Here is a 17,895-nt window from a genome sequence, read left to right on the forward strand (position 1 = left end):
CGCCTGCAACCGGGCGAAGTCCATCCGCCCATGACCCTGATTCAAAGATACCTTTTTCGCCAGATCTTGTTCCCTGTGATCGCCGCGTGCGCAGCGCTGGCGGGAATCGGGATTCTGAGCCAGAGCCTCGACCAACTCCAGGTCATTGTGGAGCGGGGTCAGAGCGTGTGGATCATGGTCAAGCTGACCCTGCTCGCCCTGCCGCAACTGCTGTCAGTGATTCTCCCGATCGGCCTTTTCGTCGGCGCGCTCATCGCCCTGACCCGTCTGCAACGCGAACAGGAGCTGACAGCGGCCTTCGCCGGGGGCATGACCCGGTGGCAGGTCATATCCCCCGCCGCCCGTATCGCCGTGCTGGTCGCCCTGGTCACCCTTCTGGTCAATGTCTTCATTCTGCCCTGGGCGCAGCAGGAGGCGCGGCGTCAGGCGTTCGACATCCGCACCGACCTAGCCGCGCTTCTGGTCGAGGAAGGCCAGTTCGTTCAGGGGCCTGACGGTCTGACCGTTTATGTGCAGCAGATCGAACAGAACGGTCTGTTGAAGAACCTGTTTGTCTATCTGGATGACAAGGACAAGGTCACGACCTGGAACGCGTCGGAGGCGCGCTTCAGCCGGGACGCCGGCGGCATTCCGATCCTGACCATGATCGACGGCTCGGCCCAGCGCTATTCGTCGGGCGGCGTGCTGGAGACGCTGTCGTTCGGGCGATACGATTTCTCTCTCGCGCCCTTCGTCGGCGTGACCGACACCATTCGCTACAAGCCGACCGACCTTTATCTGCGCCAGCTGCTGAACCCGACGGCCAAGGTGCTTGAGGTCGCCGGCTCGCGCGGCGAACTTCTCGCCGAGGCGCATTCGCGGCTAGCCTCGCCGCTCTACGCCATGGTCGCCATGGCCCTGGCGCTTTCGGCCATCCTGGGCGGCGCCTTCAGCCGCACCGGCTATACCTTGCGCATCGCCAAGGCGGCGGGCCTGTTTTTGGTCCTGCGCGTCATCGGCTATGGCCTGGTCGCCGCCAGCGCCTGGAACGGCTGGATGAACCTACTGCAATACGTCGTGCCGATCGTGGCCATCGTCGTCGCCCTGCGAGTTCTGTTCCGCGCGCTGAAGCCGCGTCGCAGCCGGACCACCGCCGCCCTGCGCGATCTGAAGGCCAAGTTCGCATGACCGCCGTCGCCGCCCGTCGCTCGCCGCATATCCCCCGTCTCGGCGGCATCGAACGTTATGTGCTGGTCCAGCAGTTGAAGTCGCTGGGCGTGGCCCTGGCCGTGATCTCGGCCCTGGTCATGCTGATCGACTTCGTCGAAGTCTCGCGCGGCGTCGGCTCGGCGCAAGATTTGTCGGCCGTCCGCATTTTCGGCTTGGTGCTGCTGAAGTCGCCCTCGGTCATCGTGCAGTTGATGCCGTTCGTCTTCCTGTTCGGCACCCTGTCGGCCTTCATCAGCCTGAACCGACGCAGCGAACTGATCGCCATGCGCGCGGCGGGCGTCTCCGCCTGGCGGTTCGTCCTGCCGGCGGCCGGCATGGCCTTCGTGCTGGGTGTGCTGACCGTCACGGTATTGGGTCCGATGGCCTCGGCCGGCGACGGTCTGTGGCAACGCGAGCGCGCGCGGATTTCCGGTACGGCGCCCGGCGGCGACCCCAAGGAAGCGATCTGGCTGCGCGAGGGCGACGATCAGCGCCAGATGATCATTCGCGCCGGCCAGCAGGACCGCGCCAACGCGCGACTGCTGAACGTCAGCTTCTTCATCTACACAACCGCGCCCGGCGGCGGTCGCACCTTCTCCGAGCGGATCGACGCCAAGTCGGCTTCGCTGAACGCCGGCAGCTGGCGCCTGACCGACGCCGTCGGCGCCCAGATCGGCCAGCGCGCCGTCACCTATTCCAGCCTGACCCTCGTCTCCAGCCTGGCGGATGACGAGGCCTTCGAGCGTTTCGCCCGGCCGCAGGCCACGCCTTTCTGGTCGTTGCCCAACCAGATCAGCCGAATCGAAAACGCGGGCTTCACCTCGACCGCCTATCGCCTGCGCTTCCAGCAACTTCTGGCCACGCCGCTCGTGTTCGCCGCCATGTCCATCCTGGCCGCCGCCTTCTCGCTGCGGCTGATGCGATTGGGCGACCTGGCGCGCATGAGCGTGGCGGCTGTCGTGCTGGGCTTCGCCTTCTTCTTCCTGAACCAGTTCTCGTCGGCGATGGGATCGGCCGAGGTCGTGGCGCCCTTCGTCGCCGCCTGGCTGCCGCCTGTTCTTACAGCGCTCGCAGCCTTGACCTTGCTGTTCTATACCGAAGACGGCTAATCGGGCGCTCGCTTCTCAGACTACGGATGGCCTATGCAGGGTGATCGGCGCTTCGACGCTTTCAAAGCAAGGCTTCTCGCCGGTGCGGCCCTGGTCGCCTGCGCGCCCTTGGCGACGCCCGCATGGGCGCAAACGACCCCTCCAGCCGCGGCCGCCCGTTCCGACGGCCTGCCGCCCGAAGCGGTCTATGTCGATGCCGACAATGCGCGTCGCGAAGGCGACAACATCATCGTCAGCGGCACGCCCGAGAACCGCGCCTATGTCCGCACGCGCGGCCATGTGCTGCGCGGCGAGAACCTGTCCTATGATCTGAACGCCGGTTCGGCGACCGCCGAAGGCCGCGTCGAGGCCATCGCGCCCGATGGCACCGTGGTCTACGCCAGCCGTCTCGAGCTGGACGAAAATCTGGAGACCGGCGTCGCCGTGGATTTCGCCACGCGTCTGGCCAACGGCGCCAGCCTGATGGCCGCAACAGCTGTCCGCCGCAGCGAGAACGTCAGCGAACTGAACTACGCCCGCTTCACACCTTGCCCGATCTGCGACGACGGCGGTCCCAAGACGCCGACCATCTCGATCCAGGCGGAAAAGGTGACGCAGGACGAGCAACTTCGCGCGATCCTGTATCGCAACGCCGTCTTCTATATCGGGCCGGTGCCCGTCTTCTACACGCCCTTCTTCGCCCACCCCGATCCCTCGGTGGAGCGGGCCTCGGGCTTCCTGGTGCCGATCGTCAACTATGACGAGGGTCGCGGTGTCTCCGTCGAGGTTCCCTATCTGCACGTCGTGTCGCCGTCCGAGGACTGGCTGATCAGCCCGCAGATCAACACCAGGGTCGCGCCGCTGCTGAACCTGCAATGGCGGCGACGGTTCGCCAACGGCATGATCGTGGCGCGCGGCGGCTACACCTACGAGCGCGAGTTCGGCGACTTCGATCGGGACGGGGACGGCGACTTCGAAAGCAACGTCAAGTTCGGCGATCGCGAACACCGCAGCTATCTGTTGTCGCACGGCGAGTTTGATCCCGACGGCCCGTGGCGGTTCGGCTTCACGGCCGAGCGCACCTCGGACAAGACGCTGTTCGACCGCTATGACGTGCGCTCTCCGTATCAGGACAACGGCCTGTATTACGGCGACCGCCGTCGTCTGATCAGCCAGATCTACGCGGAACATCAGACCGATCGGTCCTATGTTTCGGTCGCGGCCTTCTCGATCCAGAGCCTGCGCCTGAACCCGGCCTTCGCCGCGACGGACTTCCGCGACGCCAACGGCTTCAAGGTGTTCGAGGACGACGACACCCTGCCCTTCGTCGCTCCGCTGATCGATGCCCGCTGGGAGCCGCGCGAACTGGTCTTCGGCGGCCGGCTGCGCTTGAAGGGTTCGGCCGTTTCGCTCTACCGCGACGCTTTCGTCGGCGCGCCGATCCTGAACCCGGAGATCGTCCCAACCGTCACGACAGGTCTGGCCGGCGTGGACAGCCGCCGCATCACAGGCCAAGTGGAATGGCGACGGGCGATCATCCTTCCTGTCGGCATGCGGGTGGAGCCGTTCGTCGATACGCGCGTCGATCTCTATTCCATGTCCGATCTGCCGCCGATGATGGGCGTCGACAGCGACGAAACGGTCAGTCGATCCAGGTTCAGCGCGGGCGTGGACGTCGCCTATCCCCTGATCAAACGCATCGCCGACGCCGACATCATCCTGGAGCCGGTGGGTCAGTTCTCGGTCTCCAACAAGGTCAGCCTGGACCGCCGCATTCCCATCGAGGACTCCCAGGTTCTGGAGTTGGACGAGTCGTCGCTGTTCCGCATGGATCGCTTCTCCGGCTACGATCTGCTGGAAGGCGGCGCGCGCGTGACGGCGGGCGGTCGCGCCACCATCCGCTGGGCCGAAGGTCGTAAGGCCAGCCTGTTTGTGGGACGCAGCTATCGCTTCGACCAGCAAGACGACTTCCGTACGTCGATTCCCGACGATCCCGCGCGTCTCTATGACCCGACAGGTCTGGCCTCCGAGACCTCGGATTGGGTGGTCCAGGGCGACTTCTCGCCGTCGGATCGCATCCGCAGCTGGTTCCACGCCACGGTCGACGGGTCGGGTGAGGTGCGCCGCGCCGAAGCGGCGCTGGACGGTCGTTGGGGCCGCCGCAACCTGGCGACCGTCAGCTACATTCTGGATCAGTCGAACCCCGTCGACGGGCCGCTGAACCGCAACTACGAGTTCGTCCAGTTGGCCGGCCAGCAGTTCGTCTTCCAGAACTGGGGTTTCACCGTCGCCGGCATCGCCGATCTGGACCAGAACGAGATCACGCGATCCGAAGTCGGCGTGCTGTTCGACGACGACTGCCTGCGGTTCGAACTGGGTTATCGGCGCGACAACACCCGCGCCCGGCCCGGCGGCCCGTCGGAAGGCATCTATGTGCGCCTAAACCTCGCCACTTTCGGAGGTTCAGGTTATGGACAGGGCGATATGCGTTGAGCATGACGCTTTACGGGGCGCGACCGCCTGCCGGCCTGGCTGGCGGACCGCTGTGAGGAATCAGGACGACCAATGGGTTTGATGCGTTATTCGACGGGGGCTGCGCTCGCGGCAGTCCTCCTCGCCGGTTCGGCCTATGCCCAGACGGCGCCCGCTCCGGCACAGACCCCCACGCCCGCGCAAGGTCCTGCGGCCGGCGCGCCGAATCCTGCAGCTGAAGAGGCGCCGACGACGGCGCGCGCCGAGCCTCAGTTCGAAATGGCCGACGGCATCGTCGCCACGGTCAATGACAAGATCATCACCGGCTTTGATCTGCGTCAGCGTATGCTGATGCTGATCGCCTCGTCTCAGGTTCAGCCGACCGAGCAGAACCTGCCCGCCATTCAGCAGGCCGCCCTGAACGCCCTGATCGAGGATCGCCTCAAGGATCAGGAGATGGCCAAGTTCGAGAGCCTGAAGGTCACGGACGAGGAAATCGACGGCGAGATCGCCGAAATGGCCCGCGCCGCAGGCACGACGCCGCAGGCCTATCTGCAATTCCTGCAACAGGGCGGCATCCAGCCCGCAGCCTTCCGTGACAACCTGCGCACCCAGATCGGCTGGAGCCAGCTGATCCCGGGTCGCTTCAATAGCCGCGCCCGCGCCAGCACCCTTCAAGTCGATCAGGAAGTCCGTCGTCTGAACGAGGCGGCGTCCAAGCCTCAGTTCCTGCTGGGGGAAATCTACATCGACGCCGCGCGCGTCGGCGGCGCGCAGGCAGCCTTGAACGGCGCCCGCCAGCTGGTGCAGCAGATCATCCAGGGCGCGCCGTTCCAGGCCGTCGCCCAGCAGTTTTCCGCCGCCCCCTCGGCCAGCGCCCGCGTCCCAGGCGATGCAGGCTGGGTGGTCAAGGATTCGCTCCAGCCGGCTGTGCAGTCAGTGTTGGAACAGCTCCAGCCGGGCCAGCTGTCGAACCCCATCGTCGTCGATGGCGGCGTCTATATCCTCTACCTGCGCGACAAGCGTGACGGCGCCTCGACGAGCCTGGTTTCGCTGAAACAGGTCATGGTCGAACTGCCCGAAACCGCGTCGGAAGCTGACGTGGCCGCTGCGACCGCCAAGCTGGAAGGTCTGCGCAACGGTCTGACCTGCGACAATATCATCTCCCAGGCCCGCGCGACGCAGGGCGTCTTGGGCGCTGATCTCGGTGAATCGGATGTCGCCAACCTGGCGCCCCAGTTCCAGCAGTTCGCGCGCACCGGCGAAATCGGTTCGGTCTCCACGCCGATCCGCACCCCGCTGGGCCTGCACCTGGTCGCCGTCTGCGGTCGTCGCGTCGGTGGGCCGGAAGCGCCGAACCGTCAGCAGGTCGAAAACCGTCTGCGCGCCCAGAACCTGGCCGTGCTGGAGCGCCGCTATCTGCGCGACCTGCGCAGCGACGCCCTGATCGAGTTCAAATGAGCCCAGCGGTCGCGCCTCTGGTTCTGACGCTGGGCGAACCCGCCGGCGTCGGGCCGGAGATCGTGGCCGCCGCCTGGAAAGCGTTGCGCGCCGACCAGACGGCCTTTGCTGTGATCGGCGACGCGGCGCTGATGCGGACGCAGGGTGTTCCCGTGGCCGAGATCGGGGTTCCCGGCGACGCCGGCGGCCTGTTCGGATCCGCCCTTCCCGTCATCCATCGCCCCCTGCCCGCCCCGGTCGTGGTCGGGTCGCCCGATCCAGCCAATGCCTCGGCCGTCGCGGACGGCATCGAGGAGGCGGTCAGCTTCGCCCTATCCGGCGAGGCGTCCGGCGTCGTCACCGCCCCGATCGCCAAGGCGCCGATGTACGCCTCGGGCTTTCGCTTTCCCGGCCATACCGAGTTCATTGCCGAACTGACGGCCCACGCGCCATACGCCGGTACGCGCGGCCCGGTGATGATGCTGACGGCCCAGAACCTGCGCGCCTGTCTCGTCACCATTCACGTCGCCTTGGACCAGGTGCCGGAACTGGTCACAGCCGAGCGTGTCGCCCGCACCGCCCGCGTTGTCCACGAAAGCCTGAAACGCGACTTCGCCATCGCCCGCCCGCGCCTGGCCATGGCGGCGCTGAATCCCCACGCGGGCGAAGGCGGCGCCTTGGGCCTGCAGGAACTCGACATCCTGATCCCCGTCGCCGAACAGCTTCGCGCCGAGGGGATCGACATCACCGACCCCAGACCGGCCGACACGATGTTCCATGATGGGGCGCGCGCGACCTATGACGCGGCCATCTGCATGTATCACGACCAAGCCCTGATCCCGGTAAAGACGCTGGACTTCTGGGGCGGGGTCAATGTCTCCCTCGGCCTGCCGATCATCCGCACCTCGCCCGATCACGGCACCGGCTTCGACATCGCCGGCAAGGGCGTCGCGCGTCCTGACAGCCTGATCGCCGCCATTCGCCTGGCATCGGAGATGGCGGCGGCCCGCGCCGCGCGCTAACAGGGCGTGTGATAGACCTTCCCTCCCTCCGCGAAACCCTCGACGCCCACGGCCTTTCGGCCAAGAAGAGCTTCGGCCAGCATTTCCTGCTGGACCTGAATGTCACTCGCAAGATCGTGCGCCTGGCCGGTCCGTTCGAGGGCCGCGCCGTGATCGAGGTTGGCCCCGGTCCTGGCGGCCTGACCCGCGCCCTGCTGGAATCCGACGCCGGCCCCGTGGTCCTGGTGGAAAAGGATCCGCGCTTCATTCCCTTGCTGACCGAATTGGACGACGGCTCCGGCCGCCTGACCATCGTGGAAGCCGATGCGCTGAAGGTGAAGGAGGCGGATCTGGTCTCCGGCCCGACCCATCTGGTGTCCAACCTGCCCTACAATGTCGGCACCCCCCTGCTGATCAAATGGCTGACCGGCCCGTGGCTGCCCCACAGCCTGACCCTGATGTTCCAGAAGGAAGTCGCCGAACGCGTCGCCGCAGGGCCAGGCGAAGACGCCTACGGCCGTCTGGCCGTCATCGCCCAGGCCGTCTGCACCGCCCGCATCGTCATGCATCTGCCCGCCACCGCCTTTACCCCTCCGCCCAAGGTGGCTTCGGCCGTCGTCCATCTGGTCCCGCTGGATGAGCGGCCGTCGCCGGAACGCCTGAAAAAGCTGGAACGCGTCACCGCCGCCGCCTTCGGCCAGCGCCGCAAGATGCTGCGGTCCAGCCTGAAACAGCTGGGCGGCGCCGCCCTGTGCGAGGCCGCCGGCATTGAGCCCGACGCCCGCGCCGAAACCATCGACGTCGCGGGCTTCCTGCGACTGGCGGACGCCCTTCAATGACCGTCGAACCGTTCCGCGCCATCTCCGTCAGCCGCCTGGCGCATCAGCTCAAGAGCGAAGGCCGCTCGATCATCCATATGGAGTTCGGCCAGCCGTCGACCGGCGCGCCTGCCGCCGCCATTTCGCGAGCGCATCAGGTGCTGGACGCCGACGCCATGGGCTATTGGGAAAGTCCCGATCTGCGCGGCCGCATCGCGCGCCTGTACGACGAGCGGTACGGCGTCGCCGTCGATCCCAACCGCATCCTGCTGACCTGCGGCGCCTCCCCGGCCCTGGTTCTGGCGCTCAGCACTCTGTTCAAGCCCGGCGACCGGATCGCCCTGGCCCGGCCCGGTTACGTCGCCTATCGCAACACCCTGCGGGCCCTGCATCTTGAGCCGGTCGAAATCGCCTGCGGTCCCGAGACCCGATTCCAGCTCACCGCCGCCCAACTCCAGGGGCTGGATCCCGCCCCCGCCGGCGTCATCATCGCCAGCCCGGCCAATCCGACCGGCACCATCATTCCGGACGCCGAGCTGGCCGCCATCGCCGAGGTCTGCCGCGCGCGCAACATCGCCATCGTCTCGGACGAGATCTACCACGGCCTCAGCTACGTCGGCCCGACGCCCTCGATGCTGCAGTTTGCGCCCGACGCCGTGGTCATCAACAGCTTCTCGAAATACTGGAGCATGGCGGGGTGGCGCCTGGGCTGGCTGCTGGTCACAGAGGACCGGATCGACGCCGCCCGCGCCTATATCGGCAACATGTTCCTGACGCCGCCCAGCCTCAGCCAGCATGCCGGTCTGGTCGCCATGGACGCGATCAATGAGCTGGAAGGCCATATCCGGACCTACGCCCGCAACCGCCAGTTGATGCTAGACGCTCTGCCCGCGCTGGGTCTGCGCAAGATCGCGCCCCCCGACGGCGCCTTCTACATCTGGGCTGACATCGGCCATCTGACGAACGACAGCGTGGCCTTCTGCGAGCGATTGCTGCGCGACACCGGCGTCGCCACCGCGCCCGGCGTCGATTTCGACCCCGTCGAAGGCCACCATTTCATCCGGTTCAGCTTCGCCGTTTCGACGCCCGAAATCGAAGACGCCTTGAGCCGCCTGCGGCCTTGGTTTGCAGCCCTCTGATAAGTTGCCTTGGCTTAAGCCGCCTTGGGCTGAACTGCAGCCGATGTCGCCCGGTGCAAGGCGTCGTAGAGCTTCTTCGGCTCCAGCGGCTTCGCCAACCAGTCCGTCATACCGGCCGCATAGCAGGCCTGCACCTGTTCGGCCTCCGTGCCCGCGCTGAACCCGATCACAGGGGCGTCCGCATTAGGCCCGTCCGATGCCCGCAAGCGGCGCGTCGTCTCGTTGCCATCGATGCCCGGCATATTCACATCCATCAGCACCACGTCGAACGCCTTCTCCGACAACAGCGCCAGCGCCAGATGGCCGTCCGAGGCCGTGGTCAGATCGACATCCAGCGGCTGAAGCACGAGCGAGATCGTGCGGCGATTGATCTCGTGATCGTCCACGGCCAGGACGCGAAGCCGCCGGGCCAGAACGGGCGCCGCCGTCTCTTGCCCATCTAAAGCCTGCGTCGGCTGACCCGCCGGCAGATCGACACATAGGGTGAAGGCCGCGCCCTGCCCCGGCGTGCTCTCGACCGTCAGGTCGCCGCCCATCAACCGCGCCAGTTCACGACTGACGGTCAGGCCCAAGCCCGTCCCGCCATAGGTGCGTGCCACCTCGGCCGACCCCTGTGCGAAGGGGGTGAACAGCCGGTTCATCGCGTCTGGCGCAATGCCGGCGCCCTGGTCGATGACGGTCAGGGTCAGACAGTGCTTCCCGTCGCCACGCGGCGCGGACGCCTCAAGACGGATCACGCCTGACGGTGTGAACTTGATCGCGTTGGACACCAGGTTGTTGATGATCTGACGCAGACGATAGGGGTCCCCGCGCAGCCACACCGCCTCGCTGCCCACGCCCGACATGTCCAGCGTCAGTCCCTTGTCAGCGGCCGGCGCCGCCCAGAACCGCACCGTATCGCGCATCAAATCGCCCAGCTCGAAGTCGCGGCTTTCCATAGCCATCGCCCCGGCCTCCATCTTGGAGTGGTCCAGCAGATCGTTCAGCATGCCGGTCATCAATCGTCCGGCGTCGATGATCAGGTCGGCCGTCTCCTGGCGGTGCTCCGGCGACTTGCCATCACGAATGACATGGGCGCCGGCCAGGATGGCGCTGACGGGCGTGCGCAGTTCGTGGCTGACGATCGCCGCCATCGCCGCACGATCGGCCATGGCCGCCTGCGCCTGCTCCAAGCGCGTTTCCGCCTCCGCCCGAGATTTCACCTCGGCTTCGCGTGATCCGTGCACCCGCCAGTAGATGTTCAACACCATGCCGACGAACAGGATGGCGGACAGGGTCATGACCACGACCCCGCGGGTATCGCCCTGGATCACCTTGATCGCCGGCATCAAGGCCAGCGCCGCCAGATAAGGGCTGCCGCCGATGAAGAAGATCCGACGCGAGGCGATGCCGGACGCGACATTGGTCAATAGCCCGCCCGCCATCGTCAAGGCGGCGAGCGTCACCAGCGCTGGATGGTTGGTGGACCAGACCATCAGGGCCATCGCGGCATAGGTCGTCGCCATCACGGTGGTGGACGCCAGGGCGACAAACACGGACAGCGGGCTCTGCGACGCATCAGCGCGTCTGAACGGCGCCATGGCCCACAGTTCGAACGCCTGAACCAGAACCGCGACCGCCAGCCACAGCGGGACCCATCGCAGCATTCCAGCTTCGTTCATGGCCCAACCGACCAAGGCGGCCAGCAAAAGCCTGACCGGGACCTGCCTGACCCTCTCCTTGGCGCTGCTGGCCAGGAGAGGCGCGATCGAATGAAGAAAGCCCATGATACCCCCATTCACCGCCTGACGTTAGGTCAAGAGGGCGAACAGGACGTAAACCTGAGCCGTTGGGCGGCTACGGGACATTCCCTATGGCCGCGTTTACCGTCCGAAATCTTCTGGGCGGCAAAACAGCGTCAGTAGCGTAGCGTTGAGTACCCCACAGCGCCGCAGGTCCCCACGGCCTGTGGCGCTGTTTTTTTCAGACGGCTTCGTTCAGAAGGGCGGCCTTGTAGTCGCCGACCCACAGGTTCCTGAACCGACGCGAACGCTCGGCGTGATAGATGTGGGCCAGTTCAGCGTAGGACCGGTCGAAATCCTCGTTCACCAGCACATAGTCGAAGGCGTCGCAGTGTTCGATCTCGCCCTTGGCGTTGGCCACACGGCGCTCGATCACGTCGTCGGCATCCTGTGAGCGAGTGACGAGACGGCGCCGCAGCTCTTCCAGGCTGGGCGGCAGGATGAAGACGCGCACGGCGTCCTCGGGACATTTCTCGGCCACGTCGCGCGCGCCCTGCCAGTCGATGTCGAACAGCACGTCGCGCCCCTCGGCCAGCGCCTTGTCCACCGGCCCGCGCGGGCTGCCGTAGCGATTGCCGTGGACGTCCGCCCATTCCAGGAAGGCGTCCTCGTCGATCAGGCGCTGAAACTCGTCATGGCCGACGAAGTTGTAGTCGCGCCCATGCACCTCGCCCGGCCGGATGCCGCGCGTGGTCATTGAGACCGACAGCTCCAGACCGCCGTGATCGGCCATCAACCGCCGGCACAGCGAGGTCTTTCCGGCGCCCGACGGGCTGGCGACGATCAGGAGGACACCCCGGCGGGGGCTGCGTTCATTCGACATTCTGGACCTGCTCACGCAACTGTTCGATGACGGCCTTGAGCTCCAGGCCGATTCCGGTGAGCGCGGTCGTAGCGGATTTTGAGCACAGCGTGTTGGCCTCACGCATGAATTCTTGCATCAGAAAGTCGAGTTTCCGCCCGGCGGGCGCCGAGGCCACAAGCTGACGCGCCGAGGCGACATGGGCGGTCAGCCGATCCAGTTCCTCGCGCACGTCGGCCTTGGTCGCCAGAGCGGCTGCTTCCAGGAAAATCCGGTCCTCAAGCCCCGGCGCATCGGGCGCCAGTTCGGAAATTCGGCGGGTGAAGCGGTCGCGAATAGCCTCGACCTGCGCGGTCGCCTCGCCTTCCGCCTGGGCGACCAGCGCCTGGATCCGAGCGATGAATTCGTCCAGCACCGGCGTCAGTTGCGCGCCCTCGTTCTGGCGTGACGCCTTCAGCGCATCCAGCGCCTCTTCGACCGTGCGGGTCATGGCCGCCTCGACCGCCGCCCGCGCCTCGGGATCGTCCGCCTCCTCGGGCGCCTCGATCACGCCGCGCAGGGCCAGAAGGCCGTCGGCGGACGGCGGCGTTGCGCCGTCTTCAGCCAGTTCGTTCGCCAGCGTCAGATAGCGCGCCAGCACGGCGGCGTTGATTGTGACTGCCGCCTCGCCGGCTTCGGCTCGCTTGGCCTGAACGCCGATGGTGACCTGGCCCCGCGCAAACCGCGCCTGGCCAGCCGCCTTGGCCGCGCGCTCCAGCCCGTCGAAACCGTTTGGCCCACGGAATCGGACCTCCAGATTGCGCCCGTTGACCGAGCGCGCCTCGACCGACCAGGTCCAGCCCTCGCCGGCCCCGTCGGCCCGGCCAAAGCCGGTCATGCCAGAAAGCGTGCTCATCGGGGCCCCTGCGTCGCGCCGGCCGGAAGGGTGATCGTCGCCTGACCATTCTCAATCGACGCGGCGGCCGGCTCGGTCGTCATCGGCGCCGCACTGGTTCCCGGCGTTGCGGGCGGCGTGGCCTCCGGCGGCAAGCCCGCCTTCTGGCGCTCGATCTGACGCCACCGCGCGACGTTCTGCAGGTGCTCGTCATAGGTCAGGGCGAAGGCGTGTCCGCCGGAGCCATCCGCCACAAAGAACAGGGCCGGATCAGCCGGCGGATTCAACACGGCCTTGACCGCCTCCTTACCCGGATTGGCGATCGGCGTCGGCGGCAGCCCGTTGATCTGGTAGGTGTTCCACGGCGTCTGAGCCAGTAGCTCCGAGCGCCGGATGCCGCGCCCCAAAGGCCTTCCCTTGGTCACACCATAGACGATGGTCGGATCGCTCTCCAGCCGCATCCCGGCGCGCAGACGATTGGAGAACACCGCCGCCACGCGGGGCCGCTCAGCCGCCAGCGCGGTCTCTTTCTCCACGATGGAGGCCAGGATCACCGCCTCTTGCGGCGTGCGCGCCACGGTCGCCGGCGACCTCTGGCTCCACAGCAGACGCAGATTTTCCGTCGCCGCGCGCTGCATCCGGTCGATCACCGACTGGCGCGTGTCGCCGCGCGAAACCTCATAGGTGTCGGGCCACAGGCTGCCTTCCTCGGGCGTCTCGGCGACCGTCCCGGTCAGCACCGCCTCCTTGTTCAGGATGTCCACCGCCTGCAACGACGACCAGCCCTCTGGCAGGGTCACGAAATGGCGCACCACCCGCCCCTCGACCAGCAGGTTCAGCACCCCGGCCAGGGACGTGCCGGACGGAACCTCGTATTCGCCGGCTCTCAGCCGCCGATCCGCGCCGGTCAGGGTCGCCGCAGCGCGGAACAGGTCCGTCGATCGGATTACTCCCGCCGCCTTCATCCGCGCGGCGATGGCGGAGACGCCGGACCCGCTGGGCAGGGTGACGACCGTCGTCTGGCCCTGCCGCGCGGACGGTCCCGGCGCATAATAGACCGCCCAGACGGCGATCAGCGCCACCAGCAGGAACAGGCCGAAGGTCGCGGACGCGGTCAGCAGCGAGACCGTAAAGCCCGACCGCCCGCTGGATTTCTCGACCCGCCCGCGCCCGAACATCTCAGTCGACCTTCTTGAAGATCACCGAGGCGTTTGTGCCTCCGAAGCCGAAGCTGTTGGACATGGCCACATCGATCTTCATCGGCTTGGCCTTGTTGGGGACCAGGTCGATGGGCGTCTCCATCTCGGGATCGTCCAAATTGATCGTCGGCGGCGCGATTTGATCGCGGATCGCCAGCACGCAGAAGGCCGCCTCGATCGCGCCCGCCGCGCCCAGCAGGTGTCCGGTCATCGACTTGGTCGAAGAGACGGTCAGGTTGCGCGCATGATCGCCGACTAACCCCTCGATCCCCTTCAGCTCGATCCAGTCGGCCATGGTCGAGGTGCCGTGGGCGTTGACGTAGTCGAGGTCTGACGGTTGAAGACCGGCCCGCTTCAGCGCCGCCTTCATGGCCCGCACCCCGCCTTCGCCGTCCTCGGACGGGGCGGTGATGTGATAGGCGTCGCCGCTCATGCCATAGCCCACGACCTCGGCGTAGATCTTGGCCCCGCGCGCCTTGGCGTGTTCGTATTCTTCCAGCACCAGGACGCCAGCGCCTTCGCCCATGACGAAGCCCGCATGGCCCCGATCATAGGGACGCGACGCCTTTTGAGGCGTGTCGTTATAGGCGGTGCAAAGCGCCTTGCAGGCCAGAAAGCCCGCGATGCCGATCGGCACGACCGAGCTTTCGGCCCCGCCCGCCACCATCACGTCCGCGTCGTCCAACGAAATCATCCGGGCCGCATCGCCGATGGCGTGGGCGCCCGTAGCGCAGGCGGTCACCGCCGCATGGTTCGGCCCCTTAAGACCGTGACGGATCGAAATCTGGCCGCCGGCGAGGTTGATCAGGGCGCTGGGAATGAAGAAGGGGCTGACGCGACGCACGCCCTGCTCCTTCAGCACGATCGCCGTGTCGGCGATGGGGCCCAGGCCGCCGATACCGGAGCCGACCATCACCCCGGTGCGCTCCTTGTCCTCGTCCGTCTCGGGCTTCCACTTGGCATCGGCCAGGGCTTCGTCCGCCGCCGCGATGGCGTACAGGATGAAATCATCGACACGCTTCCTGTCCTTGGCGGACATGATCTTCTCGGGATCGAAGTCGCCCTCGCCGCCGCCGCCGCGTCCATCCACGCTCGGCACTTCGCCGGCGATGGTGCAGCCATAACCCGTAGTGTCGAACGACGTGATCGGGCCGATGCCCGAGCGTCCCTCGACGATGCCTTTCCAGCTCTTCTCGACGCCCCAACCCAGGGGGGTCAGCAGACCGATGCCCGTAACGACGACGCGGCGCATGGTGCGTGCTCCCTTATCTCCAGCCCGACCCTTCGGAATCATTGCGGATTCGCGCGGGTCAGAAACAGTAAAGGCCGCCGGGCGTCTCCGCTAGGAGCGCCGGGCGGCCCTGTGAACCGTCAGCCTATTCGGCCGAGATCGGCGACTGAGATCAGCCGGCCGACTTTTCGTCGATGAACTTGACCGCATCGCCGACCGTCTGAATGTGCTCGGCGGCGTCATCCGGGATCTCGATGTCGAATTCTTCTTCGAAGGCCATCACCAGCTCGACGTTGTCGAGCGAGTCAGCGCCCAGGTCGTCGATGAAGCTGGCCTTTTCGGTGACCTTGTCCGGATCGGCGTCCAGATGGTCGATGACGATCTTGCGAACGCGCTCGAGGGTGTCGGACATGAGTGTCTCTCTGCCTGTTTGAAATCGCCGTAGAGGCGGGGGTAGCTCAGAAATCGCCGTCTCACGGCAGCGAAGGCGACGCAAGCCCGAAAGCCCGAACCGCCGACGCGTTCAACCCTTTAGCACAGGCTTTCGGGCTGGAAATAGTCTGTTGCGCGACGCGATAAGGGCCGCGACCCTTAAATCATCGCCATGCCGCCATTCACATGCAAGGTCTGGCCCGTCACATAAGCGGCTTCGTCGGAGGAAAGGTAGACGGCGGCGGCGGCGATCTCGTCGCCCGAACCCAGCCGGCCTGCCGGAATCCGGCCCAGAATGGTCTCGCGCTGCTGATCGTTCAGCACGTCGGTCATCGGCGAGGCGATGAAGCCCGGCGCGATGCAGTTGACGGTGATGCCGCGCGAGCCGACCTCCTGCGCCAGCGACTTGGAAAAGCCGATCATCCCGGCCTTAGACGCCGAATAGTTGGTTTGGCCCGGATTGCCGGTCACGCCGACGACCGAGGTGACGCCGATGATTCGCCCCGAACGGCGCTTCATCATCCCCTTCACCGCCGCGCGGGTCAGGCGGAAATAGCTTTCCAGATTGACGGTCAGGACCGACTGGAAATCCTCATCCTTCATCCGCATCAGCAGGCCGTCCTTGGTGATGCCCGCATTGGCCACCAGGATGTCCAGGGCTGAGCCCGCCGCCGTTTCGGCTGCGTTGACCAGATTATCGACCGACTCGGGATCCGACAGGTTCGCCGTGGCGAAATGCGCCCGCTCACCCAGATCCTTGACCAGATCCGCCAGCACGGCCTCGCGCGTGCCCGACAACACCACGGTCGCGCCCTGGGCGTGCAGCGCCCGCGCCACCGCCCCGCCGATCCCGCCCGTCGCGCCGGTCACCAGCGCGGTCTTGCCTGCAAGATTGAACATCTGTTCCCTCTATTCCTTCCGTCATCCTCGGGCTTGACCCGAGGATCAGGCGCTGTGCAGCGCCGATGTCGATGATGGCGCTCAGACGCCGAAGTGCGGACGGTCCGATCCTCGGGTCAAGCCCGAGGATGGCGACCTACGTGGCTCACAACGCCTTGGCGAAGGCTTCCAGCTCTTCCGGCGTGTTCAGCGGCAGGGCCTCGGCGTCAGGCGCGATCCGCTTGGCCATGCCGGTCAGCACCTTGCCCGAGCCGATCTCGACAAAGCGCGTCACGCCGCCTTCGGTCGCCATCCATTCCATGCTCTCACGCCAGCGCACCCGGCCGGTGACCTGTTCGACCAGCAGCCGACGAATGACTTCCGGATCGCTCTCGGGCCGCGCCAGAACGTTGGCGACGACGGGCACGACCGGGGCGACGATCTTCGCCTCGGCCAGGGCGGCGGCCATCTCGTCGGCCGCCGGCTGCATCAGCGGGCAGTGGAAGGGCGCCGAGACGTTCAGAGGAATGGCCCGCGCGCCTAGTTCCTTGGCCTTCTCGATCGCCCGATCCACGGCGGCCTTCTCGCCTGAGATGACGATATTGCCGTTGTTGTTGTCATTGGCGACCACGCAGACGCCGATTTCCGAACCGGCCGCCGCCGCTGCTTCCGCCAGCGCCAGATCCGTCTTGGGTCCGATCAGCGAGGCCATCGCACCCTGCCCCACCGGAACCGCGCGCTGCATGGCCTGACCGCGCAGTTTCAGCAGCCGCGCCGTGTCCGACAGCGAGATTGCGCCCGCGGCCGCCAGGGCCGAATATTCGCCCAGCGAGTGACCGGCCACATAGGCCGCGCTCGCCACGTCAAAGCCGAACTCGGCCTTCAACGCCCGGATCGCCGCCACGGACACCGCCATCAGCGCGGGCTGGGCGTTCTCGGTCAGGGTCAGCTGGTCCTCGGGGCCTTCGCGCATCAGCACCGACAGCTTCTGGCCTAGCGCCTCGTCCACCTCGGCGAAGACGTCGCGGGCGGATTGGAAAGCGTCCGCCAGTTGCGCGCCCATGCCGACGGCTTGGCTGCCCTGTCCCGGAAACAGAAGTGCGAGGGTCATCGACCGCTCCCTGAATCGTTCATCAAGGCGCGGACCCGTAAGCCGAGACTTACCCGAGGGCAAGCGCCACACACCGTCGCCTCCCCACTTGTGGGGAGGGGGACCGCCCCCGGGTCTCGCCGAAGGCGAGCCCGAGGACAGGCGGCGCGGTGGAGGGGGTCTTGACGCCGCTTAAGCGCCGGGGATGCGCGAAGACCCCCTCCGTCTCTCCGCTGCGCTTCGAGCCACCTCCCCATGACATGGGGAGGTGGCGTCGCTCAGCCATCGCAAGGACGCTGGCCCATCCGCAGCGATTTCAACCGCTTGCCGATTTATGTCCCCCGTCTCCCGTCCACGGGGTCAAACGGCCCCATAATACATCCGTCTCGTCGCATGGAGGGCTCGCCTGGCCTGCGACCTTGCGGCGGCGGGAGCGGATGGAACGGGGGCGATGGTGAAAT

Annotated in this window: 15 protein-coding genes; 7 read left to right on the forward strand and 8 right to left on the reverse strand. The window is 66.6% G+C overall.

The genetic code is table 11. From position 1 onward, the window contains the following. The first annotated feature begins 30 nt into the window (after positions 1-30). The 7 genes from BVE01S_RS06640 to BVE01S_RS06670 all read left to right on the forward strand — a co-directional run bounded on the left by BVE01S_RS06640 (position 31) and on the right by BVE01S_RS06670 (position 9,146). Positions 31-1,167, forward strand: a complete 1,137-nt coding sequence (locus BVE01S_RS06640; protein WP_066625773.1) for an LptF/LptG family permease — start codon at positions 31-33, stop codon at positions 1,165-1,167. After that, complete coding sequence (gene lptG, locus BVE01S_RS06645) at positions 1,164-2,297, forward strand: LPS export ABC transporter permease LptG (RefSeq protein ID WP_066625775.1); 1,134 nt, start codon at positions 1,164-1,166, stop codon at positions 2,295-2,297. The genes BVE01S_RS06640 and lptG overlap by 4 nt, the downstream gene beginning before the upstream one ends. A gap of 33 nt (positions 2,298-2,330) precedes the next feature. Continuing rightward, positions 2,331-4,769 (forward strand): LPS-assembly protein LptD, encoded by a 2,439-nt coding sequence (locus BVE01S_RS06650; RefSeq protein WP_066625779.1) that lies wholly within the window; start codon positions 2,331-2,333, stop codon positions 4,767-4,769. A 72-nt stretch (positions 4,770-4,841) separates the two neighbouring features. Then, a complete protein-coding gene (locus tag BVE01S_RS06655; RefSeq protein WP_240612085.1) occupies positions 4,842-6,209 on the forward strand; it encodes a peptidylprolyl isomerase in 1,368 nt (455 codons plus the stop codon). After that, positions 6,206-7,210: a 4-hydroxythreonine-4-phosphate dehydrogenase PdxA gene (gene pdxA, locus BVE01S_RS06660; RefSeq protein WP_066625782.1), complete on the forward strand. Its 1,005-nt coding sequence runs from the start codon at positions 6,206-6,208 to the stop codon at positions 7,208-7,210. The genes BVE01S_RS06655 and pdxA overlap by 4 nt, the downstream gene beginning before the upstream one ends. 11 nt (positions 7,211-7,221) lie before the next feature. Next, positions 7,222-8,028 carry a 16S rRNA (adenine(1518)-N(6)/adenine(1519)-N(6))-dimethyltransferase RsmA gene (gene rsmA / locus BVE01S_RS06665; protein ID WP_066625833.1) on the forward strand — a complete coding sequence of 269 codons (807 nt, stop codon included), beginning with the start codon at positions 7,222-7,224 and terminating at the stop codon, positions 8,026-8,028. Beyond that, positions 8,025-9,146 (forward strand): pyridoxal phosphate-dependent aminotransferase, encoded by a 1,122-nt coding sequence (locus BVE01S_RS06670; protein WP_066625784.1) that lies wholly within the window; start codon positions 8,025-8,027, stop codon positions 9,144-9,146. Before rsmA ends, BVE01S_RS06670 begins: the two co-directional genes overlap by 4 nt. A gap of 14 nt (positions 9,147-9,160) precedes the next feature. On the opposite strand, the gene BVE01S_RS06675 is transcribed toward BVE01S_RS06670, so the two are convergent. The 8 genes from BVE01S_RS06675 to fabD all read right to left on the reverse strand — a co-directional run bounded on the left by BVE01S_RS06675 (position 9,161) and on the right by fabD (position 17,455). Then, positions 9,161-10,807 carry an ATP-binding protein gene (locus tag BVE01S_RS06675; RefSeq protein WP_240612084.1) on the reverse strand — a complete coding sequence of 549 codons (1,647 nt, stop codon included), beginning with the start codon at positions 10,805-10,807 and terminating at the stop codon, positions 9,161-9,163. A 301-nt stretch (positions 10,808-11,108) separates the two neighbouring features. Beyond that, on the reverse strand, positions 11,109-11,750 hold the full coding sequence (gene gmk, locus BVE01S_RS06680; RefSeq protein ID WP_039247959.1) for a guanylate kinase: 642 nt from the start codon (positions 11,748-11,750) through the stop codon (positions 11,109-11,111). After that, positions 11,740-12,624, reverse strand: a complete 885-nt coding sequence (locus BVE01S_RS06685) for a YicC/YloC family endoribonuclease (protein WP_066625787.1) — start codon at positions 12,622-12,624, stop codon at positions 11,740-11,742. Before BVE01S_RS06685 ends, gmk begins: the two co-directional genes overlap by 11 nt. Beyond that, complete coding sequence (mltG, locus tag BVE01S_RS06690) at positions 12,621-13,781, reverse strand: endolytic transglycosylase MltG (RefSeq protein WP_066625790.1); 1,161 nt, start codon at positions 13,779-13,781, stop codon at positions 12,621-12,623. Before mltG ends, BVE01S_RS06685 begins: the two co-directional genes overlap by 4 nt. 1 nt (position 13,782) lies before the next feature. Continuing rightward, entirely contained in the window at positions 13,783-15,054 is a 1,272-nt protein-coding gene (gene fabF, locus BVE01S_RS06695; RefSeq protein ID WP_066625792.1) for a beta-ketoacyl-ACP synthase II, read from the reverse strand. A 151-nt stretch (positions 15,055-15,205) separates the two neighbouring features. Further along, positions 15,206-15,445 carry an acyl carrier protein gene (locus BVE01S_RS06700; RefSeq protein ID WP_008264317.1) on the reverse strand — a complete coding sequence of 80 codons (240 nt, stop codon included), beginning with the start codon at positions 15,443-15,445 and terminating at the stop codon, positions 15,206-15,208. Positions 15,446-15,624: 179 nt separating this feature from the next. After that, entirely contained in the window at positions 15,625-16,365 is a 741-nt protein-coding gene (fabG, locus tag BVE01S_RS06705; RefSeq protein ID WP_066625794.1) for a 3-oxoacyl-[acyl-carrier-protein] reductase, read from the reverse strand. Positions 16,366-16,510: 145 nt separating this feature from the next. After that, entirely contained in the window at positions 16,511-17,455 is a 945-nt protein-coding gene (gene fabD / locus BVE01S_RS06710) for an ACP S-malonyltransferase (RefSeq protein WP_066625801.1), read from the reverse strand. Between the last annotated feature and the right edge of the window lie 440 nt (positions 17,456-17,895).

Origin of the sequence: Brevundimonas vesicularis NBRC 12165 (assembly GCF_001592205.1) — a bacterium.
Lineage (GTDB): Bacteria > Pseudomonadota > Alphaproteobacteria > Caulobacterales > Caulobacteraceae > Brevundimonas > Brevundimonas vesicularis.

What these genes read in the sequence shown, in the direction of transcription:
- BVE01S_RS06670 (WP_066625784.1), top strand. Translation starts at nt 8,025, where the DNA reads ATGACCGTCGAACCGTTCCGCGCCATCTCCGTCAGCCGCCTGGCGCAT.
- fabG (WP_066625794.1), bottom strand. Translation starts at nt 16,365, where the DNA reads ATGTTCAATCTTGCAGGCAAGACCGCGCTGGTGACCGGCGCGACGGGC.
- pdxA (WP_066625782.1), top strand. Translation starts at nt 6,206, where the DNA reads ATGAGCCCAGCGGTCGCGCCTCTGGTTCTGACGCTGGGCGAACCCGCC.
- fabD (WP_066625801.1), bottom strand. Translation starts at nt 17,455, where the DNA reads ATGACCCTCGCACTTCTGTTTCCGGGACAGGGCAGCCAAGCCGTCGGC.
- BVE01S_RS06650 (WP_066625779.1), top strand. Translation starts at nt 2,331, where the DNA reads ATGCAGGGTGATCGGCGCTTCGACGCTTTCAAAGCAAGGCTTCTCGCC.
- gmk (WP_039247959.1), bottom strand. Translation starts at nt 11,750, where the DNA reads ATGTCGAATGAACGCAGCCCCCGCCGGGGTGTCCTCCTGATCGTCGCC.
- BVE01S_RS06640 (WP_066625773.1), top strand. Translation starts at nt 31, where the DNA reads ATGACCCTGATTCAAAGATACCTTTTTCGCCAGATCTTGTTCCCTGTG.
- BVE01S_RS06655 (WP_240612085.1), top strand. Translation starts at nt 4,842, where the DNA reads ATGGGTTTGATGCGTTATTCGACGGGGGCTGCGCTCGCGGCAGTCCTC.
- lptG (WP_066625775.1), top strand. Translation starts at nt 1,164, where the DNA reads ATGACCGCCGTCGCCGCCCGTCGCTCGCCGCATATCCCCCGTCTCGGC.
- BVE01S_RS06685 (WP_066625787.1), bottom strand. Translation starts at nt 12,624, where the DNA reads ATGAGCACGCTTTCTGGCATGACCGGCTTTGGCCGGGCCGACGGGGCC.
- mltG (WP_066625790.1), bottom strand. Translation starts at nt 13,781, where the DNA reads ATGTTCGGGCGCGGGCGGGTCGAGAAATCCAGCGGGCGGTCGGGCTTT.
- BVE01S_RS06675 (WP_240612084.1), bottom strand. Translation starts at nt 10,807, where the DNA reads ATGAACGAAGCTGGAATGCTGCGATGGGTCCCGCTGTGGCTGGCGGTC.
- fabF (WP_066625792.1), bottom strand. Translation starts at nt 15,054, where the DNA reads ATGCGCCGCGTCGTCGTTACGGGCATCGGTCTGCTGACCCCCCTGGGT.
- BVE01S_RS06700 (WP_008264317.1), bottom strand. Translation starts at nt 15,445, where the DNA reads ATGTCCGACACCCTCGAGCGCGTTCGCAAGATCGTCATCGACCATCTG.